Source organism: Streptomyces bluensis, assembly GCF_014650715.1.
GTDB lineage: Bacteria > Actinomycetota > Actinomycetes > Streptomycetales > Streptomycetaceae > Streptomyces > Streptomyces bluensis.
Genome location: NZ_BMVM01000010.1, coordinates 80702 through 104639 on the forward strand (window position 1 = coordinate 80702; position 23938 = coordinate 104639).

Annotated in this window: 18 protein-coding genes; 4 read left to right on the forward strand and 14 right to left on the reverse strand. The window is 72.3% G+C overall.

Translation table 11 applies throughout. From position 1 onward, the window contains the following. Positions 1–139: 139 nt before the first annotated feature. Complete coding sequence (locus IE262_RS23775; RefSeq protein WP_189876356.1) at positions 140–1108, reverse strand: alpha/beta fold hydrolase; 969 nt, start codon at positions 1106–1108, stop codon at positions 140–142. Between the two features lie 692 nt (positions 1109–1800). Beyond that, positions 1801–2493 (reverse strand): iron-dependent transcriptional repressor DtxR, encoded by a 693-nt coding sequence (locus IE262_RS23780; RefSeq protein ID WP_134033690.1) that lies wholly within the window; start codon positions 2491–2493, stop codon positions 1801–1803. A gap of 397 nt (positions 2494–2890) precedes the next feature. On the opposite strand from IE262_RS23780, the gene IE262_RS23785 reads away from it, so the two are divergent. Continuing rightward, positions 2891–3646: an SIS domain-containing protein gene (locus IE262_RS23785; protein WP_189876358.1), complete on the forward strand. Its 756-nt coding sequence runs from the start codon at positions 2891–2893 to the stop codon at positions 3644–3646. 116 nt (positions 3647–3762) lie between these two features. After that, positions 3763–5142, forward strand: a complete 1380-nt coding sequence (locus tag IE262_RS23790) for a PAS domain-containing protein (protein WP_134033684.1) — start codon at positions 3763–3765, stop codon at positions 5140–5142. Positions 5143–5536: 394 nt separating this feature from the next. Here the strand turns inward: IE262_RS23790 and IE262_RS23795 are convergent, their stop codons facing one another. Continuing rightward, positions 5537–6637: a citrate synthase 2 gene (locus IE262_RS23795; RefSeq protein ID WP_134033680.1), complete on the reverse strand. Its 1101-nt coding sequence runs from the start codon at positions 6635–6637 to the stop codon at positions 5537–5539. A gap of 383 nt (positions 6638–7020) precedes the next feature. Between IE262_RS23795 and pdxH the strand changes: the two genes are divergently transcribed. Then, a complete protein-coding gene (pdxH, locus tag IE262_RS23800) occupies positions 7021–7650 on the forward strand; it encodes a pyridoxamine 5'-phosphate oxidase (RefSeq protein WP_189876625.1) in 630 nt (209 codons plus the stop codon). Positions 7651–7673: 23 nt separating this feature from the next. Here pdxH and IE262_RS23805 read toward each other — a convergent pair whose 3' ends face one another. The 7 genes from IE262_RS23805 to IE262_RS23835 form a co-directional block, all read right to left on the reverse strand. Beyond that, on the reverse strand, positions 7674–8333 hold the full coding sequence (locus tag IE262_RS23805; protein WP_229877428.1) for a TetR/AcrR family transcriptional regulator: 660 nt from the start codon (positions 8331–8333) through the stop codon (positions 7674–7676). Further along, positions 8321–9058, reverse strand: coding sequence for an enoyl-CoA hydratase family protein (locus IE262_RS23810; protein ID WP_134033677.1), 738 nt, complete (start codon positions 9056–9058; stop codon positions 8321–8323). The genes IE262_RS23805 and IE262_RS23810 overlap by 13 nt, the downstream gene beginning before the upstream one ends. Before the next feature lie 23 nt (positions 9059–9081). After that, positions 9082–10242 (reverse strand): acyl-CoA dehydrogenase family protein, encoded by a 1161-nt coding sequence (locus tag IE262_RS23815; protein ID WP_189876360.1) that lies wholly within the window; start codon positions 10240–10242, stop codon positions 9082–9084. Between the two features lie 81 nt (positions 10243–10323). After that, the gene (locus IE262_RS23820; protein ID WP_189876627.1) at positions 10324–12186 is read right to left on the reverse strand and encodes an acetyl/propionyl/methylcrotonyl-CoA carboxylase subunit alpha; all 1863 of its coding nucleotides are present in this window, start codon (positions 12184–12186) and stop codon (positions 10324–10326) included. A gap of 92 nt (positions 12187–12278) precedes the next feature. Then, positions 12279–13877 carry an acyl-CoA carboxylase subunit beta gene (locus tag IE262_RS23825; RefSeq protein ID WP_134033671.1) on the reverse strand — a complete coding sequence of 533 codons (1599 nt, stop codon included), beginning with the start codon at positions 13875–13877 and terminating at the stop codon, positions 12279–12281. Then, complete coding sequence (locus IE262_RS23830; protein ID WP_268249578.1) at positions 13874–15751, reverse strand: acyclic terpene utilization AtuA family protein; 1878 nt, start codon at positions 15749–15751, stop codon at positions 13874–13876. The genes IE262_RS23825 and IE262_RS23830 overlap by 4 nt, the downstream gene beginning before the upstream one ends. Next, positions 15748–16530, reverse strand: coding sequence for a TIGR03084 family metal-binding protein (locus tag IE262_RS23835; protein WP_229877429.1), 783 nt, complete (start codon positions 16528–16530; stop codon positions 15748–15750). The genes IE262_RS23830 and IE262_RS23835 overlap by 4 nt, the downstream gene beginning before the upstream one ends. A 207-nt stretch (positions 16531–16737) precedes the next feature. Here IE262_RS23835 and IE262_RS23840 point away from each other — a divergent pair, with 207 nt between their 5' ends. Next, on the forward strand, positions 16738–17709 hold the full coding sequence (locus IE262_RS23840) for an EamA family transporter (RefSeq protein ID WP_189876364.1): 972 nt from the start codon (positions 16738–16740) through the stop codon (positions 17707–17709). A gap of 66 nt (positions 17710–17775) precedes the next feature. Here IE262_RS23840 and IE262_RS23845 read toward each other — a convergent pair whose 3' ends face one another. The 4 genes from IE262_RS23845 to IE262_RS23860 all read right to left on the reverse strand — a co-directional run bounded on the left by IE262_RS23845 (position 17776) and on the right by IE262_RS23860 (position 23822). After that, positions 17776–18903: a lipid II:glycine glycyltransferase FemX gene (locus IE262_RS23845; protein WP_189876367.1), complete on the reverse strand. Its 1128-nt coding sequence runs from the start codon at positions 18901–18903 to the stop codon at positions 17776–17778. 161 nt (positions 18904–19064) lie between these two features. Then, entirely contained in the window at positions 19065–19946 is an 882-nt protein-coding gene (locus IE262_RS23850) for an SDR family NAD(P)-dependent oxidoreductase (protein ID WP_189876369.1), read from the reverse strand. A 192-nt stretch (positions 19947–20138) separates the two neighbouring features. Next, the gene (locus IE262_RS23855) at positions 20139–20717 is read right to left on the reverse strand and encodes a TetR/AcrR family transcriptional regulator (RefSeq protein WP_229877430.1); all 579 of its coding nucleotides are present in this window, start codon (positions 20715–20717) and stop codon (positions 20139–20141) included. A 114-nt stretch (positions 20718–20831) separates the two neighbouring features. Then, positions 20832–23822 carry an FAD-binding and (Fe-S)-binding domain-containing protein gene (locus IE262_RS23860; protein ID WP_189876371.1) on the reverse strand — a complete coding sequence of 997 codons (2991 nt, stop codon included), beginning with the start codon at positions 23820–23822 and terminating at the stop codon, positions 20832–20834. Positions 23823–23938: the final 116 nt, after the last annotated feature.

Here is a 23938-nt window from a genome sequence, read left to right on the forward strand (position 1 = left end):
GCGCGGCCTTTCAGGGGCGCGGCCTTTCAGGGGCGCGGCCTTTCAGGGGCGCGGCCTTTCAGGGGCGCGGGGAACTGCGCGACCAGCCACAACTCACCCGCAGCCAAAAGACGACCCGCACATCAACGGCGCTCGCTTTTCACGGCGCCCCGAGCGGAGCGACCCCGTCCAGAAACGGCTCGATCGCGGAGCGCCACGCGTCCGGCTGGTCGTAGTGGACGAGGTGGCCGGCGTCGGCGACCTCCGCGTACTGGCCGTTCGGCAGGACGCGGACCATCTCCTGGGACTCCGCGCGGCCCAGCTCGCCGTCGAGGCCACGGACGACGAGGGCCGGGCACCGGACCTGGGCGAGTTCCTCCCAGTGCGCGTCGTACACCCAGGTCTCGCGGGACTTGAGCATCTGGTCGAGGTCGAAGACCGGGCGCCAGCCGTCCGGGCCCTCGTGCATGACCTCGGCGTAGAACTCGCCGCGGGACGGGTTGGGGCGCTCCACCCGGGGGTCGTCCTCGCCGAACCACTTGCGGACGTCGGCGAGCGTGGCGAAGGGCAGGGGCCAGGTCTTGAACCAGTTCTCCCACTCGCGCTGGGAGGCGGCGCCCAGCGCGGAGGCCCGCATGTCGCAGATGATCAGCCCGCACACCAGGTCGGGGCGCTTGGCGGCGAGCTGCCAGGCGGTCAGCGCGCCCATCGCGTGGCCGATGAGGACGGCCGGGGCGAGCCCGAGCTGTTCGAGGGCGGCCTCGACGTCGTCGACGTAGGCCTCACGGGTGTACTCCGCCTCGGACGGCTTGGCGCTCTGGCCATGGCCGCGCTGGTCGAGCGCGACGGCGCGGCGGCGCTCGGAGAGCCAGCGGGCGGTGGGCGCCCAGTGCGAGGCGCGGCCCATGAGACCGTGCAATAACAGCACGCCGGGCGCCTGCGCGGCGCCGGAATCCGCGGGTCCTTCGGCCGCCTCGCCCCGCGCCTCGTCCTGCGCACCGGACCCGACGGCGGGACCGGCCCCGACGACGGGGTCCGGCCCGGTCGGGTCGGTCTTGGGAGGGTCCCCGAACTCCCAGGCCGCGAGACGTACGCCGCCCGCTCCGGTCACGTCGATGCGCCGCACCATTGGCACCCCCCAGGCTCCCCTCGGACCGCTCTGCTCCCGTTCCGAGCCGGCCGGTCCCTCGTCCTACGGCTTGTTGTTCCGCTGCTTCCGCTGCTGCGTCCGGGCTTCTGCTGCTGCTTCTGCTGCTGGCCTTGCTCTTGCTCGCGGTGCTGAAGTTGTGTTGCTTCTGCGTGCCGCACGTGACGGCCGATCTTGATTGTTACAGCGTGCGTCCCGCCCAATACGTCACGTGGGCACCTCCGGGCGCACGTTCCCCGGGAGTACTTCCCCTTCGTTCTCCCGTGCGTTTCCTTTCCCCACACCCCTGACAGACCCCCCAGATTATCGAATGTGCATTCGAAGAGGTCGTGTCTGGCGGCAACACCCCTCGTTCGAGTGACCCCCCGCCAGGATTGCCCGCTGTCGCCGCGGGGAGATCTTCACCGGGAGGCGGACCGCTCGGGGAAAACGGTCCGAGGGGAATGACCCTGAGAGCTCGGGGCTCCGGGTCAGCACAGGGGAGGACAGGCCCCGGCGCCACTCGGCGCCGGGGCCCTCCCAACGTCTCGCCCGCATATGCCCGCCCCCTCACTCCTGAGGACAGACTCGCACGCAATCCGCGAAAGCGCTGCGATTCGGGCCAGCCACCTTCTCAGCCGTCGAACAGCCGAGCCCAGCGACCCGGACCCCGCGGCACTCGGTGCCGCCTCGTGTCAGCGCTTGGCCACGAAGACATGCGAGGCGACGTCCGACTGCAACTCCGCGGCCTCGCCGCCGCTGCCCACCAGCACGCCGCCCGCCGACTCCGTCACGCTCACCACGGAACCCGGCTGCACACCCGCCCGCCGCAGCGTGTACATCAGCTGCGCGTCGGTCTGGATCGGCTCACCGATGCGCCGTACGACGACGGTCTTGCCCTCCGTGCCCGGGTCGAGGTCGGACAGCGCCACCATGCCCTCGTCCAGGAACGGGTCCGCGCCGTCCTTCTCGCCCAGCTCCTCCAGGCCCGGGATCGGGTTCCCGTACGGCGACTCGGTCGGGTGGCGCAGCAACTCCAGCACGCGGCGCTCCACGGCCTCGCTCATCACGTGCTCCCAGCGGCACGCCTCCGCGTGCACCTGCTCCCACTCCAGGCCGATCACATCGACGAGCAGGCACTCCGCGAGTCGGTGCTTGCGCATCACGCGCGTGGCCAGGCGGCGGCCCTCGTCCGTGAACTCCAGATGGCGGTCCGGGGCGACCGACACCAGACCGTCGCGCTCCATGCGCGCCACCGTCTGGCTGACCGTCGGGCCGCTCTGGTCGAGCCGCTCGGCGATCCGGGCGCGCATCGGGACCACACCTTCCTCCTCCAGTTCGAGGATGGTGCGGAGATACATCTCCGTGGTGTCGATCAGTCCGGACATTCGTGTGCCCCTTGATGAGATCTGCCGGGGGCTCGACGGCTCCTCGGCGTGTGCGCTGGCCCTGGATTCAATTCTGCCGGATACCACTGACAACCGTGCCGCGCCGGTGAAACCACGCGGTGACGACTGGGGTCATGACCGTACCGACGGGAACGCGGAACCGTCTCCCCGGGCCGCGATCCGGCGCGCAGCCATGGCGTGGAGCGGACCGGCCGCTCGTACGGGCCGGGGAGTCGGCAGGGAAGGCGGCAGGCAAGTCGGCCGGGAAGTCGCAGGGAGTTGACAGGGAAGTGGTCCAGACCGCACCGTGATCGGCATCCGTTCCGCGGGCACGACGGGACCGCGACGGGCGACACCGGACAACGGGCGGCACCTGAACCGGAAGGGCTGTTTTCGGATGGGCGACAGCAAGCTGGCCGAGCGGTTCTTCGACGCCGCGACGGACCTGCTGCGGCAGGTGCGGGACGAGGAGGCGGAGGCCATCACGGCGGCCGGCACGCTGATCGCGGACACCGTGGCCGACGGCGGCCGGCTCTTCGCCTTCGGCGCCGGGCACTCCTCGCTCGCCGCGCAGGACATGGTCTACCGCGCGGGCGGCCTCGCCCTGATGAACCTCCTCGCCGTGCCCGGCGCTGTCGGCGTCGAAGCACCCGCCACGCTGGGCTCCGCCCTGGAACGGGTCGGCGGACTGGCGACCGCGGTCCTGGACACCAGCCCGCTCCGCTCCGGCGACCTCCTCGTGATCATCTCCCTCTCCGGCCGCAACGCCCTCCCGGTCGAGATGGCGGCGCACGCACGCGAGCTGGGAGTGAGGGTCATCGGCGTGACGTCGGTGGCGTACGCCTCGCAGACCACGTCCCGGCACGCCTCCGGCACGTATCTGAAGGACCACTGCGACGTCGTCCTCGACTCCAAGATCCCCGTGGGCGACGCGGAGCTGACCACCGAGAACATCGAGGCCCCCTTCGCCCCCGCCTCCACCGTCGTCACCACCGCCCTCCTCCAGGCCGTCATGGCCACCGCCGCGGGCACCCTGGCCGACCGCGGCACCGAACCCCCGCTCCTGCGCTCCGGCAACGTGGACGGCGGCCACGAGTGGAACGACCGCATCATGCGCGAGTACGGCGACCGGATCTTCTACCTGCGGTCCTAACGATTTCCCTCAATCTTGCGAGAAGCTGGTGTGTGCTGCGTCACGTTCGAGTTGAATGACTCCTGAGTAGCAAACCGACGCGCCGTACGTGCGGACGCAGCCTGCAGGGGGTTCAGGTGAGTGCTTCCCGGCGTAGGGGGACCACGGAGGAACTGGGGCCCGACGAGCCCGAGCGCGACGACTCGGACCTGCTGGCCGCACTGCTCGACGGGATGGACGCCGCGCTGTGCGCTTTCGACGCCGACGGGGTCGTCACGCACTGGAACCGGGAGGCCGAGCGCATCCTCGGCTGGACCGCCACGGAGGCCGTGGGACGCCATGGATTCGCCGGCTGGGCCGTACGGACGGCCGACGCCGAGGAGGTCGAGGGGCGGCTCCTGTCCGCCATGCACGCCCCCGGACGGCAGGTGCACGAGTTCGCGCTGCTGACCAAGGACGGCGGACGCGTCCTCGTCCGCACCCAGTCGGCCGCCGTACGCGGACCCGACGGCAAACCCGCCGGCGTCTACTGCGCCTTCAGCGAGGTGCACGCCCAGATAGACCTGGAGCGGTCCATCGCCCTCAGCGAGGCACTCTTCGAGGACGCCGCCTGGGGAGTCGTACTCGTCGACGCCGACCTGCGGCCCGCCGTCGTCAACGCCCACGCGGCCCGCTCGCTCGGCACCGGACGTACGACCGTGCTCGGACGCCCCCTCGGCGAGCTCCTCACCCAGGGCGTCGAGGAACTCGAAAGCGCCCTCACCCACGTACTCGCCGAGGGCGCCCCGCCCGCACCCGCCGAGATCTGGGTGGGCGTGCGCACCCCCGACGGCGAGAAGCGGCGCTGCTGGCGCAGCGGCTTCCTGCGCCTGGCCTCCCCCCTCGCGGAGGAGCCCGTCCCCCTCGGCGTCGGCTGGCTCTTCCGGGACGTCACCGAAGCCAAGCAGAGCGAACAGGAAGCCGCGCTGCTCCGCTTCCGCACCAACCAGCTCCACCGGGCCACGCGCGCCGCCGCCGAGTGCGAGGACCCCGCCGAGGCCGCCACCGTCCACCTCGACTTCTCCCTCGCCGGCTTCGCCGACCACGCGATCGTCGACCGGGTGGCCCCGGGCCCGGCAGCGGACGCCGACGCCCCGGTACGGCTCGTACGCGCCGCCGCCACCCCCTCCGGCACCCCAGGGCCCAGCCACCTCACCGGCCACGCGGGCCTTCCCGTCCGCTACCCCGAGGGCCACCCCGCCCTCCAGTGCGTCGAGCGCGCCGGTTCCGTACGCGCCAGCGCCGACACCACCACGCCCGAGATCGCCCGCGCATGGGCCACCGCACGCCAGTGGCCCCCCGACACCGTCCACGCCCTGTGCACCGTCCTCCGCAGCCGCGGCCGCACCCTGGGTGTCGTGACGTTCCTCCGGGGCAGGGGCCGCACCCAGTTCGAACGCCCGGACGCCGGCTACGCGGAGGACGTGGCGGCGCGGATCGCGGGGGCGCTGGATCTGGCGGGCTTGGTGGCGGAGTAGCCGGTCAGTGCAGTGATCTTCCTGGGGAGATCTCCTCGGGAGATCTCCTCGGGAGATCTCCTCGCAAACCGCCTCCGAAAATGGCCACGGAAAATGGCTTGAGCGCCTCCGCGCTCCTTCTTAGGGTGGGTTCCACGCGTGAAAGGAGGTGATCCGGTACATGTATGAATCCCGGACTCGCGAGGTGGCTGCGGGCTAGCGGCCCGTCACCACACTCAGTGCGGTGCCGGACCAGCGCGTCAGACGAGCGCGCAGCCGGCCCAATCTCAAGCAGTCACCCGACCCGCAGGCTCGCCGGTAAGTCCGGCCGGCTTCTCGCCGTGAGGCGAGGACCAGAGCCTGCGGGTCGTCTGCGTCTCAGGCGGCCCGCACGGTTCAGGGCACCCCGGCGGTCTCAGCGCGCCATGTCCTCGTAGCCCTCGATCTCGCGGGGGTTGCGTGGGCCGGGGCCCACGTAGCGGGCGGAGGGGCGGACCAGGCGGCCCGTGCGCTTCTGTTCCAGGATGTGGGCCGACCAGCCCGCCGTGCGGGCGCAGGTGAACATCGAGGTGAACATGTGGGCGGGGACCTCGGCGAAGTCCAGGACGATGGCCGCCCAGAACTCGACGTTGGTCGCCAGGACGCGGTCGGGGCGGCGGGCGTGGAGTTCCGCCAGGGCCGCCTTCTCCAGGGCTTCGGCGACCTCGAAGCGGGGGGCGCCCAGGTCGCGGGCCGTACGGCGCAGGACGCGGGCGCGCGGGTCCTCGGCCCGGTAGACGCGGTGGCCGAAGCCCATCAGGCGCTCGCCCCTGTCCAGCGTCTGCTTCACGTACGCTTCCGCGTCGCCCGTGCGTTCGATCTCTTCGATCATGTGCAGGACTCGGGAGGGGGCGCCGCCGTGCAGGGGGCCGGACATCGCTCCCACCGCGCCCGACAGCGCCGCGGCCACGTCCGCGCCCGTGGACGCGATGACGCGGGCCGTGAACGTGGACGCGTTCATGCCGTGCTCCGCGGCGCTCGTCCAGTACGCGTCGACCGCGGCCACGTGCTTGGGGTCCGGCTCGCCGCGCCAGCGGATCATGAAGCGCTCGACGACGGACCGGGCCTTGTCGATCTCCCGCTGGGGAACCATGGGCACACCCTGGCCCCTGGCGGACTGGGCGACATAGGACAGGGCCATGACGGCGGCGCGGGCGAGGTCCTCGCGGGCCTGTTCGGCGTCGATGTCGAGGAGGGGTTTCAGGCCCCAGACCGGGGCCAGCATGGCGAGCGCCGACTGCACGTCCACGCGGATGTCACCGGAGTGGATCGGGATGGGGAAGGGCTCGGCGGGCGGCAGGCCGGGGTTGAAGGCGCCGTCGACGAGCAGGCCCCATACGTTGCCGAAGGAGACGTTGCCGACCAGATCCTCGATGTCGACACCCCGGTACCGGAGGGCACCGCCCTCCTTGTCCGGTTCGGCGATCTCCGTCTCGAACGCGACGACTCCTTCGAGTCCGGGTACGAAGTCGGACATCAGGCGGCTCCTCGTGATGTGTGCGACGGATGGCGTTGTGTGTGGTCCGTGACCTGGTCTGGCGGTCTGTCTATGGCCGGAAAGCGGTGCTCACCTGTCGGTTCCACGGTCTTCCCGAAGACTCGCGGTCCGAAGCGGTCACCCCGGTGATGCCCCGTAGGGCCGGCGGTCATCCAATCGGAACGATGGCAGAACCATATCCCTGAGTGCCACCTTTGGGGAGAGTCCGCGGCACTGAGTGCCAGGGAGTGAAGGAGGACACCCTGGGGCGCCCCGCGTACCGACACCCGCCGTGCGACGGCGGGCGTATACGGCAGGATGACCATGTGACCGATCACGAAGCCGTCTACGATCCGTCCTCCCCTCTTCCGGACCCCGCCGCGATGCGCAAGCAGTACCGGGCCGAGGGGCTCGACGAGGGCGAGCTGGCCGGGCACCCGATGGTGCAGTTCGCGAGCTGGTTCCGGCAGGCCTCGGCCCAGGGCGCGGTGTTCGAGCCGAACGCCATGGTGGTGTCGACCGCGGACGCGGCGGGCCGGCCGAGCTCCCGTACGGTGCTGATGAAGGCGTACGACGAGCGGGGCTTCGTCTTCTACACGAACTACGAGTCCCGCAAGGCCCGCGACCTGGCGGAGAACCCCTACGTCTCGCTGCTGTTCCCCTGGCACCCGATCGCCCGGCAGGTGATCGTGACCGGTACGGCGCGCCGTACGGGCCGCGACGAGACGGCGGCGTACTTCCGCACCCGGCCGCACGGCTCCCAGCTCGGGGCCTGGGCCAGTGTGCAGTCCGCGGTGATCCGTTCGCGGGCCGAACTGGACGCCGCGTACGAGGAGTTGAACGCCCGCTATCCGGAGGGCGAGCAGGTGCCGGTGCCGCCGCACTGGGGCGGTTTCCGCGTCGAGCCGCAGTCGGTGGAGTTCTGGCAGGGGCGGCCCAACCGGCTGCACGACCGGTTGCGGTACGTGGCGAAGCCGGACGGGTCGTGGCGGGTGGAGCGGCTCGGCCCCTGAGAGCGGCTGTGGCCTTCTTTCTTTCAGACGAGCGCCTCGTCCAGCAGCACCGCCCACTGCGCCACCACCCGGTCGCGGCGGCCGGTGTCGTCGGTGAGCAGGTTCGCGAGGCCGAGGCCGCGGGCCATGTCGAGGAGGCCCTGGACGGTCTCGCGGACGCCGGGGACGGACTCGTCGGCGCCGAGCAGGTCCACGGCGATCCGGTGCGCCTCGCGGCCGACGTGTGCCTCCAGTTCCGTGACCCTCGGGCGGAGCTGGTCCTCGTTGGAGGCGGCGACCCACAGGTGGAGGGCGGCGCGGAAGAGGGGGCCTGTGTAGAGGTCGACGAGGGCGGCGATCACCGCCCGGCGGTCGCCGGCGCCGTCGGGGAAGAGAGCGCGCAGGGCCGTGGAGCGCTCCTCGGCGACGTACTCGACGGCCGCGGTGAACAGGTCCTCGCGGGTGGGGAAGTGGTGCTGGGCGGCGCCGCGCGAGACTCCGGCGCGTTCGGCGACGACGGAGACCGTGGAGCCCGCCCAGCCGTGTTCGGCGAGGCAGGCCACGGCGGCCTCCAGGAGCCGCTGCCGGGTGGCCCGGCTGCGGTCCTGCTTGGGCACACGGTCGGGAACGCGATCGGGTACGTGGTCGGGCACGCGACCGGGTACCTGGTCGGGCACGCCGTCGATGGTGTTCACTCCGCCCATGTGGGGTCCCGTCGTTCGAGGAAGGCCGTCATTCCCTCGCGGGCCTGCGGGGAGGAGAACAGCCGGGCCGAGAGCGCCGTGAGGTCGGCCGCGTCCCGGTCGAATGCCTCCAGCACCCTAGCCGTGAGCAGCTGTTTCGTCTCGGCCAGGCCCTGGGGGGAGGCCCGGCGGAGGCCGTCCAGCACGGGGGCGAGGACGTCGTCCACGTCGTCGCCGGTCGCCGTGAGCAGCCCGATGCGGGCCGCCTCGGGCGCCTCGAAGCGTTCGCCGGTGAGGCAGTAGCGGGCGAGGGCGCGCGGATCTGTGCGGGGCAGGAGGGGCAGCGAGATGACGGCGGGCGCGACGCCGATGTGCACCTCCGTGAAGGCGAAGGTGGCCGTGGTGGAGGCCACCGCGATGTCACACGCGCCGAGCAGGCCGAGGCCGCCGGCCCGTACGTGTCCGGTGACCCGGGCCAGGACCGGTGTGCGGAGTTCGACGATCCGGCGCATCAGCCCCACCAGGGCGTCCGGGTGCGGGGGGTCGCGCAGGTCGGCGCCCGCGCTGAAGGTGTTCCCGGTGTGGGTGAGGACGACGGCGCGGACGCCGTGGTCCTTGCCGCACCGGGTCAGCGCGTCGGAGAGTGCGCCGACGAGCGTGGCCGACAGGGCGTTGCGGTTGGCGGGTGAGTCGAGGGTGAGGGTGGTGATGCCGCGGTGGTCGGCGCGGTGGACGAGTTCCGTCACTGCTTCTCCGTGTTCTCCCGTACTCAGTACGACTTGGGCAGGCCCAGGGTCTGGTGGGAGACGTAGTTGAGAATCATCTCCCGGCTCACCGGTGCGATACGGGACACGCGCGCGGCCGTGATGAGGGAGCCGAGTCCGAACTCGCGGGTGAGGCCGTTGCCGCCGAGGGTGTGCACCGCCTGGTCGACGGCCTTCACGCAGGCCTCTCCGGCGGCGTACTTGGCCATGTTGGCGGCCTCGCCGGCGGCCGCGTCGTCCCCGGAGTCGTACAGGAAGGCGGCCTTCTGCATCATCAGACGGGCCAGTTCGAGGTCGATGTGGGCCTGTGCGAGGGGGTGGGCGATGGCCTGGTGGGCGCCGATGGGTGTCTTCCACACGGTGCGGTCGCGGGCGTACTCGACGGCCTTGGCGACGGCATGGCGCCCCATGCCGATCGCGAACGCTGCCGTCATGATGCGTTCGGGGTTGAGTCCGGCGAAGAGTTGCAGCAGGCCCGCGTCCTCGTCGCCCACGAGCGCGTCGGCGGGCAGCCGTACGTCGTCCAGCGTCAGCTCGAACTGCTTCTCGGCGGACTGGATCTCCATGTCGATCGGCCGTCGTTCGAACCCGGGGGCGTCCCTGGGGACGATGAACAGGCAGGGCTTGAGGGTGCCGGTGCGGGCGTCCGCGGTGCGGCCGACGATGAGGGTGGCGTCCGCGATGTCGACGCCGGAGACGAAGACCTTGCGGCCCGTGAGCAGGTAGTCGGCGCCGTCGCGGCGGGCGGTGGTGGTGATGCGGTGGGAGTTGGAGCCGGCGTCGGGTTCGGTGATGCCGAAGGCCATGGTGCGGGTGCCTTCGGCGATTCCGGGGAGCCACTGCTGCTTCTGGGTGTCGGTGCCGAAGCGGGCGATGACCGTGCCGCAGATGGCCGGGGAGACGATCAGCATGAGGAGGGGGCAGCCCGCGGCGCCGAGCTCTTCGAGGACGATGGAGAGTTCGGCTATGCCGCCGCCTCCGCCGCCGTATGCCTCCGGCAGGTTGACGCCGAGGTAGCCGAGCTTGGCTGCCTCGGACCAGAGTTCGTCGGGGTAGCGGCCTTCTTGGGTGACGGTGGTGAGGTAGTCGCGGCCGTAGCGATTGCCGAGGGCGGAGGCTGCTGCTCGTAGGGCCTTGTGTTCCTCGGTTTCCATGAGGGTGGGCACGGGACTCCTAAGGGGGAGGGACGGATTGCTGGTTGGAGAGTGCGGGTTGTACGTGGCTTGTCGCGCAGTTCCCCGCGCCCCTTATGCGTGAACCACCGCCAAGAGGGTGCCCACTTCTACCTGCTGGCCCGGAACTGCGTGCAGGGCCGTGAGTGTGCCTGTGGCCGGGGCTGTGATCTTGTGTTCCATCTTCATCGCCTCCAGCCAGAGGAGGGGCTGGCCCGCCTGCACCTGAGTGCCCTCGGTGAGGCCCTCGGCGATCCGTACGACCGTGCCCGGCATCGACGCGAGGAGGGAGCCGGGGGCCTCGTCGGCCGTCGGGTCCGGGAAGCGGGGTAGCGCCCTGAGTGCCGTGGTGTTCACGTACACCTCGTCGCCGTAGCGCGTCACCTCGAACCTGCGCTGGACTCCGTCCACTTCGAGGACGACCAGACGGGCGTCGGCGTGCACCACACGTACGCCCTGGGTCGTCAGGCCCGCCCGCGTGTGGTGGTAGCGCACCTCGTGTTCCTCGCCCGCCATGGCGTACCGCTTGGTCTGCGGCTGGGAGGGCAGGTTGCGCCAGCCGCCGAAGCGGGAGCGGCCGTGGGCGTCGGCGAGGGCGGCGGCCAGGGGGGCGTAGGGGTCGGAAGCGGAACCGGTGAGGGCGGGCAGGTGGCGGTCGTAGAAGCCCGTGTCCATGCGGGCCGTGGTGAACTCCTCGTGCCTGAGCGACCGTACGAGCAGGTCCCTGTTGGTCGTCGGGCCGTGGATGTCCGCTCGTTCCAGGGCGGCGGCGAGCTTGCGCAGGGCCTCCGCGCGGGTGGGGGCGTGGGCCACCACCTTGGCGAGCAGGGGGTCGTAGTGAACGCCGATGGGGTCGCCGTCGGCGTAGCCGGTGTCCAGGCGGACGCCGTCCGGGACGGTGAGGCGGTGCAGGGTGCCGGTCTGAGGGGCCCAGGCGCGGGCCGGGTCCTCGGCGTACAGGCGGGCCTCGACGGCGTGGCCCCGCACGCGTGGGGGGCCGTCGGGGTCGTTTTCGGGAGCCCCGAGAGCGCGGCCCTCGGCGACACGGATCTGGAGGGCCACCAGGTCGACGCCGAACACCGCTTCCGTGACGGGGTGTTCGACCTGGAGGCGGGTGTTCATCTCCAGGAAGTGGGCCGTGTCGCCGGACACGAGGAACTCGACCGTGCCCGCGCCCACGTAGTCGACGGCCCGGGCGGCCCGTACGGCCATCGCGTACAGCGACTCGGTCAGTTCGGAGGACAGGCCCGGCGCCGGGGCTTCCTCGATGACCTTCTGGTGGCGGCGCTGGAGGGAGCAGTCCCGGGTGCCGAGCGGCCACACGGTGCCGTGGCTGTCGGCGAGGATCTGCACCTCGACGTGCCGGCCGCCCTCCACATAGGGCTCGACGAAGACCTCGTCGTCGTCGAAGGCGCTCAGGGCCTCGGCGCGGGCGGCGGCCAGTTCGTCCTGAAGGGCGGCGAGGTCGCGGACGACGCGCATGCCCCGTCCGCCGCCGCCCGCCGCCGCCTTCACGAGGACGGGCAGGTCGTCCTCGGTGACCTTGTGGAGGGGGAGGGTTTCCAGACCCATGAGCTTCTTGGCGCGCGTCTTCGACGCCATGGCCTCGATCGCCTCGGGGGACGGGCCGATCCAGACGAGACCCGCGTCGAGGACGGCGCGTGCGAAGCCGGGGTTCTCGGAGAGGAAGCCGTACCCGGGGTGGATGGCGTCCGCTCCCGCGTCCAGGGCGGCCTTCACGATGAGGTCGCCGCGCAGGTAGGTGTCCGAGGCCGCCGCGCCCGGCAGCCGGACCGTCGCGTCGGCCACGCGCGCGTGGAGGGCGTTTTCGTCGGCGTCGGAGTGCACGGCGACCGTTCGGATGCCCGACTCACGGCAGGTGCGGACGATACGGCAGGCGATCTCGCCCCGGTTGGCGACGAGGACAGAAGTGATCACTGAGGGCTTCCTTGTCTCCGTCATGGTCCCCACCGTCATCGTCTCCGTCTTGGTCTCCGTCTTGGTCTCCGTCACGCTCTCCGTCACGGCCTTCACATCCGGAAGACGCCGAAGCCGCCGCGCGCACCCTCGTAGGGCGCGGTGTGGATCGCGGACAGGCACAGGCCGAGGACGGTACGGGTGTCGCGCGGGTCGATGACCCCGTCGTCGTACAGCCGCCCGGACAGGAACATCGGCAGGGACTCGGCCTCGATCTGCTGCTCCACCATGGCGCGCAGGGCGGCGTCCCCGTCCTCGTCGTACGGCTGCCCCTTCGCGGCCGCCGACTGCCGGGCGACGAGGGAGAGGACCCCGGCGAGCTGCTGCGGCCCCATGACGGCCGACTTGGCGCTGGGCCAGGCGAACAGGAAGCGGGGGTCGTACGCCCGGCCGCACATCCCGTAGTGCCCGGCGCCGTACGACGCGCCCACGAGCACGGACAGATGGGGCACGCGCGAATTGGAGACCGCGTTGATCATCATCGCGCCGTGCTTGATGATGCCGCCCTGCTCGTACTCCTTGCCGACCATGTAGCCGGTGGTGTTGTGCAGGAAGAGCAGCGGGATGTCCCGCTGGTTGGCGAGCTGGATGAACTGGGCGGCCTTCTGGGACTCCTCGCTGAAGAGGACCCCTTGGGCGTTCGCCAGGATGCCGACCGGGTAGCCGTGCAGGCTCGCCCAGCCGGTGGCGAGGCTGGTCCCGTACAGCGGCTTGAACTCGTCGAAGTCGGAGGCGTCGACGATCCGGGCGATGACCTCGCGGGGGTCGAAGGGGGTCCGCAGGTCGCCCGGGACGATGCCGAGCAGTTCGTCCTCGTCGTACTTGGGGGGCGCCGCCGGGCCCGGATCTCCGTACGCCTTGCGGTGGTTGAGGCGGGCGACCACGCGGCGCGCCTGGCGCAGGGCGTCCGGCTCGTCGACGGCGACGTGGTCGGCGAGGCCCGACACGCGTGCGTGCATGTCGGCGCCGCCCAGGGACTCGTCGTCGCTCTCCTCCCCCGTCGCCATCTTCACCAGGGGCGGGCCGCCGAGGAACACCTTCGCCCGCTCCTTGACCATGATCACGTGGTCGGACATGCCGGGGATGTACGCGCCTCCGGCGGTGGAGTTCCCGAAGACGACCGCGATGGTCGGGATGCCGGCGGCGGAGAGCCGGGTGAGGTCCCGGAAGATGGCTCCGCCCGGGATGAAGATCTCCTTCTGGGAGGGCAGGTCCGCGCCGCCCGACTCGACCAGGCTGATGCAGGGCAGCCGGTTGGCGAGGGCGATGTCGTTGGCCCGCAGGGCCTTCTTCAGGCTCCAGGGGTTGCTGGCGCCGCCGCGTACGGTCGGGTCGTTCGCGGTGATCAGGCACTCCACGCCCTCGACGACTCCGATGCCGGTGACGAGCGAGGCGCCCACCGTGTAGTCGCTGCCCCAGGCGGCGAGCGGCGACAGCTCCAGGAAGGGTGTGTCGGGGTCGAGGAGCAGCTCGATACGTTCCCGGGCGAGCAGCTTGCCGCGCTCGCGGTGCCGTGCGACGTACTTCTCGCCGCCGCCCGCGAGGGCCTTCGCGTGCTCGGTGTCGAGCTCGGCGAGTCTGGCGAGCATGGCCTCGCGGTGGGCCGTGTAGTCGGGGCTGCCCGTGTCCAGGGCGGAGCTGAGGACGGTCACAGCAGGGTCTCCGGTATGTCCAGGTGACGGGAGCGGAGCCATTCGCCCAGGGCCTTGGCCTGGGGGTCGAAGCGGTGCTGGGCGGCGACGCCCTCGCCGAGGATGCCCTCGACGACGAAGTTGAGGGCGCGGAGGTTCGGCAGGGCCTGGCGGGTGACGGTCAAGTCCGCCGTCTCTGGGAGGAGTTCGCGGAAGCGGTCGACGGTGAGGGTGTGTGCGAGCCACCGCCAGGCGTCGTCCGAGCGGACCCAGAGGCCGACGTTGGCGTTGCCGCCCTTGTCCCCGCTGCGGGCACCCGCGACCAGTCCGAGGGGCGCGCGGCGGGTGGGGAGCCCGGAGGGGAGCGGCTCGGGGGGAGGAGGTTCGGGCGGAGGGGGTTCGGGGGTGGGCCGGGGTACGAGGGTGCCGTGGGCCGAGGCTGTGTGGGCCGAGGCTGTGTGGGCCGAGGCTGTGTGGGCCGAGGCTGTGTGGGCCGAGGCTGTGTGGGCCGAGGCTGTGTGGGCCGAGGCTGTGTGGGCCGGGGGTATGTGGGCCGGGGGTATGTGAATCCGGCGCCCGTCCTGGAGGACCGCCACATGGTCCGCGACCCCATGGTCTACGTACACATCCTCGAAGACCCCATAGGGTGCGCCCTTTCCCGGTGGCGCCAGCACATGGAACCCGGGGTAGCTCGCGAGCGCCAGCTCCACGGCGGCCCCGCTGAGCGCCCGCCCCACGGTCTTCTGGTCCGGGTCGCGCACGACGAGCCGCAGCAGCGCGCTCGCGGTCTCCTCGGTGGGGGCGTCGGGGTGGTCGGTGCGCGCGAGGGACCAGGTGACCTGCGCCGGGCGGGACGTGGCCGCGTTCAGCGCGGTCTCCATCTGGTCGCGCACCAGGGCGGCCTTCTTCTCGATGTCCAGCCCGGTCAGGACGAACGCGACCTCGTTGCGGTAGCCGCCGATCCGGTTGAGGCCGACCTTGAGCGTGGGAGGCGGGGCCTCACCGCGCACACCGGTGATCCGTACGCGGTCGGGGCCCTCCTGGGTGAGTTCGACCGTGTCCAGCCGGGCGGTGACGTCGGGGCCCGCGTACCGGGCGCCGGCCGTCTCGTACAGGAGCTGCGCGGTGACCGTGCCGATGTCCACCACACCGCCCGTACCGGGGTGTTTGGTGATGACGGCGGTGCCGTCCTCGTGGAGTTCGGCGAGGGGGAAGCCGGGGTGGCGCAGCCGTCGTACGCCGTGGTCGGTGACCTCGGTGAAGTCGGTGAAGAAGGCGTAGTTGCCGCCGGTGGCCTGGGTGCCGCATTCCAGCACGTGCCCGGCGACGACGGCGCCCGCGAGCCGGTCGTACGCGTCCGGGTCCGGCCTCCAGCCGAAGTGCGCTGCGGCCGGGCCGGTGACGAGGGCCGCGTCGGTGACCCGCCCGGTGACGACGACGTCGGCGCCCTCCCGCAGGCAGGCCGCGATCCCGAACCCGCCGAGGTAGGCGTGCGCGGTGAGGGCGTCCGAATGACGGTGCGTGAGGTCGTCGCCCTCGACGTGGGCGACCCGGACGGGGATGCCGAGGCGGTCCGCCAACTCCCTTACGGCGTCGGCGAGTCCGGCCGGGTTGAGGCCGCCTGCGTTGGTGACGATGCGGACGCCCCGCTCATGGGCGAGCCCCAGGCACTCCTCCAGCTGGCCGAGGAAGGTGCGGGCGTACCCGGCCGCCGGGTCCTTCAGACGGTCGCGGCCCAGGATCAGCATGGTCAGCTCGGCGAGGTAGTCGCCGGTGAGGACGTCGAGTTCGCCGCCGGTGAGCATCTCGCGCATCGCGTCGAAGCGGTCGCCGTAGAAGCCGGAGGCGTTGCCGATGCGCAGGGTCCGTGGGGATTGCGCCGTCCGCGGGGTCACTGTGCGTCCCCCTCCGGGGGCCGCCCCGCACCCGGCGGCCCCGCGAAGGCCTGGGCGATGTCCAGCCAGCGGTCGGCGTCGGGGCCCTCGGCGCGGAGGGCGAGGTCGGCGCGGTGGGCCCGCCGGGTGACCAGGCGGCAGAAGTCGAGGGCGGGGCCGGTGACGCGCTGCGGGGCGTCTTCGGGGCCGTACGTCCAGAGGTCGTCGGCGGGGCCGGTCAGCTCGACGCGGAACTCCTCGACGGGGGCGGGGAGACCGTGCACCCCGAAGGCGAAGTCCCGGGTGCGCACCCCGATCCGGACCACATGCCGGAGCCGGTCGGTGGGTGGGCGCACCACACCCAGAGTGTCCGCGATGTCCTGGCCGTGGGCCCAGGTCTCCATGAGCCGGGCGGTGGCCATGGAGGCGGCCGACATGGGTGGGCCGTACCAGGGGAAGCGCGTCTTGGCGGGTGCCGCCTCCAGGGCCGTGGCGAGGGCCTGCCGTCCGGCCCTCCAGTCGGCGAGGATCCGGGCGGGGGGCAGCGCGGCGCCCTGCTCGGCGCCCTCGTCGACGAACCGGTCGGGCGCGCTGAGTGCCTTCTCCACCTCCCGCGCGAAGGCGTCGGGATCGGTGACGGCGAGCAGCGCTGATCGGTCGGTCCAGGCGAGGTGCGCGATCTGGTGGGCGACGGTCCAGCCGACGGCGGGGGTGGCGAGCGCCCATTGCTCCTCGCTCAACTCCCCCACGAGGGCGTCGAGTTCCTCGCTCTCCCGCTCCAGGTCGCCGAACACGTCCACGGTGGCGCTCCCTCGGGCACGACGGTGTGTGGTCGGGAGCATGCCAGCGGGGACAGAAACAAGCAAGCGTGCTTGCATTTTTGAAACTCGGCCGCATGCCGGAATGCGGGCCATGCACGCACCCCTCACCCCCACCAGGTCCATTACTGTGCACGAACGAGTGCACTACACTGAACAAGCCCAGCCCGACCCTCCTGGACGGCCCCCGTGAACCTCTCCAGCGCTGACCAGTCCGCGCCCACACCCACGCCCGCACTCGCACCCGCACCCACGCCCGCAGCGACCGCCGCGCCCACACCTGTCGGCCGAGCCCGGGGGCGGCGTGCCCTCGGGCCGGTCGGGCTGGTACTGGCCGGGGGGATCTCGGTGCAGTTCGGCGGGGCGCTGGCCGTGAGCCTGATGCCTCGGGTCGGGGCGCTCGGGGTGGTGACGCTGCGGCTGCTGGTGGCCGCCGTCGTGATGCTCATCGTCTGCCGGCCCCGGGTGCGCGGGCACTCGCGGACCGACTGGGGCACGGTGATCGCCTTCGGCGTCACGATGGCCGCGATGAACGGCCTCTTCTACCAGGCGGTCGCCCGTATCCCGCTCGGCCCCGCCGTCACGCTGGAGGTGCTCGGCCCGCTCGCCCTGTCCGTGCTCGCGTCGCGCCGCGCGGTGAACCTGGTCTGGGCCGGGCTGGCGCTCGGCGGAGTCTTCCTGCTCAGCGGCGGCGGCTTCGGCGACCTGGACCCGGTGGGTGTGGCCTTCGCCCTGGGCGCCGGAGCCATGTGGGCGACGTACATCGTCTTCAGCGCGCGTACGGGGCGCCGCTTCCCCCAGGCCGACGGGCTGGCGCTGGCCATGGCGGTCGCGGCGGTGCTGTTCCTGCCTCTCGGGGTCGTCGAGTCGGGGGTACGGCTGCTCGACCCGGTCACGATCACGCTGGGCGCCGCCGTCGCCGTACTGTCGTCCGTCCTGCCGTACACGCTGGAGCTTCTCGCGCTGCGCCGGCTGCCCGCCTCCACCTTCGCCGTCCTCATGAGCCTCGAACCGGGCATCGCCGCCATCGCCGGTTTCCTCGTCCTCGGCCAGGCCCTCTCCCTCACCGAGGGCCTCGCCATCGCGCTGGTCATCGCGGCGAGCATGGGGGCGGTACGGACGCAGGTGGGGCGGGGGAAGCCGAAGTCGGCACAAGGGTGACGCCCTCGACTTCGCCGGGTGCTGTGGGCGCATGCGCCGGTGACACCCAGCACGTCCCGCACGGTGTCAGCGGCGCGCCATGTACAGAGCCATCGCCTTGTGCAGCAGCCGGTTGAGCGGGAAGTCCCACTCGCCGAGGTACTCCACCGCCTGTCCGCCCGTGCCCACCTTGAAGCGGAGGAGGCCGAGGAGGTGGCTGGTGTCCTCCAGGGTGTCGGTGATGCCGCGCAGGTCGTAGACGGAGGCGCCGAGCTCGTGGGCGTCGGTCATCATGCGCCACTGGATGGCGTTGCTGGGCTGGACCTCGCGCTTGCGGCTCGTCGAGGCGCCGTACGAGTACCAGACGTGCTCGCCGACCGTCAGCATCGTGGCCGCCGCGAGGACGTCGCCCTCGTGGTGGGCGAGGTACAGGCGCATACGGTCGGGGTCCTCGGACGTGAGCGCCCCCCACATGCGCTGGAAGTAGGCGAGGGGGCGCGGGACGAAGCGGTCGCGGCCCGCGGTCTCGACGTACAGCTCGTGGAAGACGGGCAGGTCGTCGTAGCCGCCCTGGACCACCTTCACACCCGCCTTGTCGGCCTTCTTGATGTTGCGGCGCCACTGCTGGTTGAGGCCGGAGCGGATGTCCTCCAGTGTCCGGCCGGCGAACGGCACCTGGAAGACGTACCGCGGCTGCCCCGCCGCGAAGCCGTCCTCGCCGCCCGGGTCCGGCTGCCGCCAGCCGGTCCGGCGGAGCGCGTCGGCCACCGCCGTGGCGCGCTCGTCGTGCTCCGTGGCCCGCGCCCCGTGCAGCCGCCGGGCCGCCGGGTCCGCGATCGCCGCCTTCACCGCGTCCGCGCTCCAGCGCCGTACGACCACGGGCGGGCCCATCTTCACGGAGAACGCCCCGCGCGACTTCAGATACGCCAGCATCGGCTCCAGCCAGCGCTCCGCGAGATCGGGCGCGTACCAGTCGATGACCGGGCCCTCCGGCAGGTACGCGAGGTGGCGCCCGATCGGCTTCGGCAAGGGGCGCATCAGGACCAGGCCCACCCCCGCCAGCCGGCCGTTCCCCTCGAACCACCCGAGGCTCTCCGCCCGCCAGTCCGGCTTCACATCGCCCCACGACGGCACCTGCATGTGACTGGCCGAGGACAGCGACTTCACGAACGCCAGGTGCTCGTCCCGGGTGATGGCCTGGAGGCGGAGCGGCATGCGGGCTCCCTGTGGGCTGCGTACGGTCGGGTGCGCCAGCGTAGGCACGCCGAGCTGCGGATCGCCTGTTGCCGCGCGGGCTCGTACGACCCCCGTACTACGCCTCCTGCACCCCGGAGGGCTTCGTGCCGGGCTTCCGCGAGGCGGATGGGGTCACACGATCAGCGGCCGTCTTCCAGGGGTGCCCACTGTCGGCTGAGCCTGAGCACGTCGCTGACAGTCCGGGGGTCGGTGCTTCCGCGGAAGGCAGGGACGGGGTTGGCCTGAGGGCCGATGAGCAGGCCGGTCCGCCCGTCGAGTGAGGCGTCGGTCGCTGCGACGATGGACGACCGGGCGGCCACGGACGCGGGGCCGGCGGTGGAACGCTCGAAGGTCCGCCGGACCAGCGGCCACAGCAGGCGCAGTGCCGGGGAGACGATCTTCGGTGAGCGCATGGTGCCATGGGTCAGGTCGGTCGCGGCGCCGCCGGGATCGGCCGCGAAGACCGTGATACCGCTGCCGCGCAGGCGCTCTGCCAGATCCAGGGTGTAGGCGAGGTTGGCGAGCTTGGCCCGGCCGTACCAGTGGAAGCCGTAGTAGCCACCCGGGGGTTCGACGGTGTCGAAGGTGCGCTTGGCGGCCCGGATCGCGCCGGAGCTGACGTTCACGATCCGGCTCGGTCCCCCGGCCCGGAGCTGATCGAGCAGCAGTTCGGTCAGCAGGTACGGCGAGAGGTGATTGACGGCGAAGGTCGCCTCGATCCCGTCGACGGTCTGCTGCCGGTCCGCGAACATCGCCCCCACGTTGTTGACCAGAACCTTCAGCGGCCCTTCGGCCGCCAACTGGGCTGCGAGGGCCCGGACGTCGCCGAGCGATGCGAGGTCGGCCGCCACGAACCGCGGCTCGCCTCCGGTCGCGACCGCGCCGATCCGCTCCACCGCGCGGGCGCCCCGCTCGGTGTCGCGGCCGACCACGGTGACGGCGAGCCCGCACGCCGCCAGTCCCCTCGCGGTCTCCAGGCCGATGCCCCCGGTCCCCGCCGTGACGACCGCCCGCGGCTCCATAAGGTCCGCCCTCTCTGTACTCCGCCGTCCCACCACCGAAACCGGATAGCTATCCGGTTCGACGGAAGGCACGCTAACACAACCGGATAGCCATCCGCTTAGGGGGAGCCTGAAGCACCCGTTGGTCCCTTGAGCCGATGTGCGGATGTGCGGATGTGCGGATGCGCGGATGCGCGGATCGTTGAGCCGGGGTCAGCGCGGGGGACGCAGGCCCTCAAGGAGCACGTCGAGGTAGACCTCGGTGTGTGCCGGGTCGCTGTCGCCGGAGCGTACGGCGTGCTCGATGCCACAGAGCAGGCGGCGCACGTCGTCGGCCTCGACGTCGCGCCTGATCGCACCGGCCCGGCGGGCACGGTCGAGCAACTGCGCGACGGCCCGGTCCAGCTCGGCCTTCAGCGCCGAGGTCTGCGCCTCGGCATCGCCGGCGGATTCGAGCACGGCGGCGAACCCGCTGTCGTCCAACATGCGCATGAGGGTGAACCGCAGCAGATGGTGCAGACCCGCGAGGGCGTCCTCGTCGTCGGCGGCGGCCCGGGCCTCGTCGACCAGCTCCTGGAAGCGCTCGGCCGACAGTGCCTCCCACAGCGCGTGGCGGGTGGGGAAATGCCGGTACACCGTTCCCACGCCTACGCCGGCGAGCCGGGCGATGGCGTTCAGCTGGAGCGAGTCGTCACCGGCGGCCAGTTGTTCGCGGGCCACCCGCAACACCCGGGCGCGGTTGCGTGCGGCGTCCGCCCGCAGCGCCGGCCCCTGCTCGCCTGTCGGTGTCACGGGCCCAGCTTAAAGGCCTGCCGACCACAGCCCGACGCTCCCCGTTTCCCCTGACTGGCCCGTCCAGCGTCTGGCCCAGCGGGTACGGCGACAGCATCGGTTACACGGCATCGGTCACGTGGAGGGGTGTCGTCCCCGGGGTTGTCCCGGCCGCTCCTCCAGCGCCCCCGCCAGCCCCTCCGCCAGCACCTCCGCCAAGTGCCTGCCCTTCCGTCCCGCCAGCTGTTCCAGCTGGGTGCGGCAGGAGAAGCCGTCCGCCAGGATCACCGCGTCACGCGTCGCCGCGCGTACCGCCGGCAGCAGTTGCTCCTCCGCGCAGGCCGTGGACACGTCGTAGTGGCCCTGCTCGAAACCGAAGTTGCCCGCGAGGCCGCAGCAGCCGCCGCTCAGTTCGCCGGTCAGGCCCGCCGCCTCGCGCAGGCGGCGCTCCGCCGTGTCGCCGAGGACAGCGTGCTGGTGGCAGTGGGTCTGGCCGACGACCGGGCGGTTCACGGCGGGAGGGGTCCAGTGCGGGGCGTGCTCCGCCAGCGTCTCGGCGAAGGTCCGTATCCGTGAGGCCAGTTGAGCGGCTCTCGGGTCGTCGTGGAGCAGTTCCGGTACGTCCGTGCGGAGTGCCGCCGCGCAGCTCGGTTCCAGGACGACGATCGGGGCGCCGGAGTCCAGGACCGGTTCCATGAGGTCCAGCGTGCGGCGCAGTACCGCGCGGGCGCGGTCCAGTTGGCCCGTCGAGATGTACGTCAGGCCGCAGCAGGGCCGCTCCCGGCGGAGGGCCGGGCCGAGCGCGGCCCGCGCTGTTCGCGACCTTCCGTCCCCGATCGGCGCCCGCGCCCAGTGGACCGTCGGGGGCAGGGCCACGGTCAGGCCGGCCTCCTCCAGCACCCGTACGGCCGCGCGCCCCACCGACGGCGACAGGTACTCCGTGAAGGTGTCCGGCCAGAGGATCACCACCGGCCCGGCACCGGAACCGACACCCTCCCCGCCACCGGCCCTGGCCCCGTCGGGCACCCGCCTGCGCGCCCACCATCGGCTGAACGGCTCCCGCGCCAGCCGGGGGATCTCCCGCTCACCCGCGATCCCGCCGAGCCGCTTGGCGAGCCGGGCCAGTGGTCCCACCGCGGCAAGGGAGTTCACCAGCCGTGCCGCCCTCAGCCGGGCAACCGTCCGCAGCCACACCGGGAGCCACCCCAGCGCGTAGTGCGCCGCCGGGCGCCGACGGCCCGCGTAGTGATGGTGCAGGAACTCCGCCTTGTACGTGGCCATGTCCACCCCGACCGGGCAGTCCGAACGGCAGCCCTTGCAGGACAGGCACAGGTCGAGGGCGTCCCGGACCTCCGTGGAGCGCCAGCCGTCCGTGACCACCTCGCCCGTCAGCATCTCGTGCAGCAGCCGCGCCCGGCCCCGCGTGGAGTGCTCCTCCTCCCCGGTCGCGCGGAAGGACGGGCACATGACCCCCGAGCCGGAGCCACTGTGTGAGCCGGCGGTCGTGGCGCGGCACTTGGCCACGCCCACGCAGCGGCGCACCGCCGCCGAGAAGTCGCCGCCGTCCTCCGGGTACCCGAAGGCCACGTCCACCGGTTTGCGGGGCAGGACCGCGAACCTCAGGTTCGAGTCGAGGGGTGCGGGGCGTACCAGCATCCCCGGGTTGAGCAGGTCGTCCGGGTCCCACACGCCCTTCGCCCGCTCGAAGAGCCGGACCGCCTCCTGCCCGTACATCCTCGGCAGCAGCTCGGCCCGTGCCTGGCCGTCCCCGTGCTCGCCCGACAGCGAGCCCCCGTGGGAGACCACCAGATCCGCCAGCTCCTGCGAGAAGCGGCGGAAGCGGGCCACCCCGGCGTCCGACAACAGGTCGAAGTCGATGCGGACGTGGATGCAGCCGTCCCCGAAGTGGCCGTACGGCGTACCGCGCAGGCCGTGCGCCGACAACAGCGCCCGGAAGTCCCGCAGGTACGCACCCAGCCGGGCCGGCGGCACCGCGCAGTCCTCCCAGCCGGGCCAGGCCTCGGAGCCGTCCGGCATACGGGTCGCCGTGCCGCTGGCGTCCTCGCGGATGCGCCACAGGGTGCGCTGGGCGGCCGGGTCGGCGACCACCAGCGCGTCCACGACGTCGGCCGCCCGGACGACGGCCTCCGCGCGCGCCCGCGCCTCGGCCGACGAGTCGCCGCCCGTCTCCACGAACAGCCACGCCCCGCCCCTCGGCAGCCCCGCGCCCTCGCGCACCAGGTCCGCCGCCATGCCCTCGACCGTCAGCGGCCGGTACGACAGCAGTCCGGCGGCCGCCTCCGCCGCCGCGCTCTCGTCGGCGTACGCCAGCACGGCCAGCGCACGCGCGCGGGGTGCCTGGACGAGCCGTACGACCGCCTCCGTCAGCACCCCGAGCGTGCCCTCGGAGCCGCAGAAGGAGCGGGCCACGTCCGCGCCGTTCTCCGGCAGCAGGGCGTCCAGGGCGTAGCCCGAGATGCGGCGCGGGAGGCGGGAGAGGGAGGGGAAGTCCGTGCGCAGGCGCGCCAGTTCCCCCTCCACCAGCGTCCGTAGGCCGGCGGGGGCACCGGCCCAGTCACGACCCGGCCGCAGCAGGTCACCCGTACCGCTGATCACCGACAGCTCCTGGACGCTGTCCGCCGTCGTGCCCCAGGCCACCGAGTGGGACCCGCACGAGTTGTTCCCGATCATTCCGCCGAGTGTGCAGCGGCTGTGGGTGGACGGGTCGGGGCCGAAGCGGAGGCCGTGCGGGGCGGCGGCCTCCTGGAGGCGGTCCAGGACCAGGCCCGGCTGGACGACGGCCCGGCGGCCCTCGGGGTCGAGGGACACGAGCCGATTCATGTGGCGGGTGAAGTCCAGCACCACGCCCGTGCCCGTGGCCTGGCCCGCGATCGACGTGCCTCCACCGCGCGCCACGACCGGCACGCCGTGCTCCCGGCACACGGACAGCACCGCCGCCACGTCGTCCGCGTCCCGCGGCGCCACCACGCCCAGCGGCACCCGGCGGTAGTTGGAGGCGTCCATGGTCGTCAGCGCCCGCGCGGTCGCGTCGAAGGCGACCTCACCGCGCACGGCCGCCCGCAGCCCGGCCTCCAGCCCTGCCCTCACTTCCCCGAGATCCGTCATGCCCCCAGCATGCCCTCCACCACTGACAGTGACCGCCCGACCACCCATCGCTCCACTCGCCGCCCCCGCGTATCACCGAGTGAGAAGTCCGGTCGGATTCCGAGAACGCCTCCGGA

Bases quoted from the DNA above. Each gene is read 5' to 3' on its own strand.
- IE262_RS23780 (WP_134033690.1), bottom strand. From the start codon at position 2,493: ATGTCCGGACTGATCGACACCACGGAGATGTATCTCCGCACCATCCTC.
- IE262_RS23860 (WP_189876371.1), bottom strand. From the start codon at position 23,822: ATGACGGATCTCGGGGAAGTGAGGGCAGGGCTGGAGGCCGGGCTGCGG.
- IE262_RS23850 (WP_189876369.1), bottom strand. From the start codon at position 19,946: ATGGAGCCGCGGGCGGTCGTCACGGCGGGGACCGGGGGCATCGGCCTG.
- IE262_RS23795 (WP_134033680.1), bottom strand. From the start codon at position 6,637: ATGTCCGACTTCGTACCCGGACTCGAAGGAGTCGTCGCGTTCGAGACG.
- pdxH (WP_189876625.1), top strand. From the start codon at position 7,021: ATGCGCAAGCAGTACCGGGCCGAGGGGCTCGACGAGGGCGAGCTGGCC.
- IE262_RS23845 (WP_189876367.1), bottom strand. From the start codon at position 18,903: ATGCCGCTCCGCCTCCAGGCCATCACCCGGGACGAGCACCTGGCGTTC.
- IE262_RS23785 (WP_189876358.1), top strand. From the start codon at position 2,891: ATGGGCGACAGCAAGCTGGCCGAGCGGTTCTTCGACGCCGCGACGGAC.
- IE262_RS23805 (WP_229877428.1), bottom strand. From the start codon at position 8,333: ATGGGCGGAGTGAACACCATCGACGGCGTGCCCGACCAGGTACCCGGT.
- IE262_RS23775 (WP_189876356.1), bottom strand. From the start codon at position 1,108: ATGGTGCGGCGCATCGACGTGACCGGAGCGGGCGGCGTACGTCTCGCG.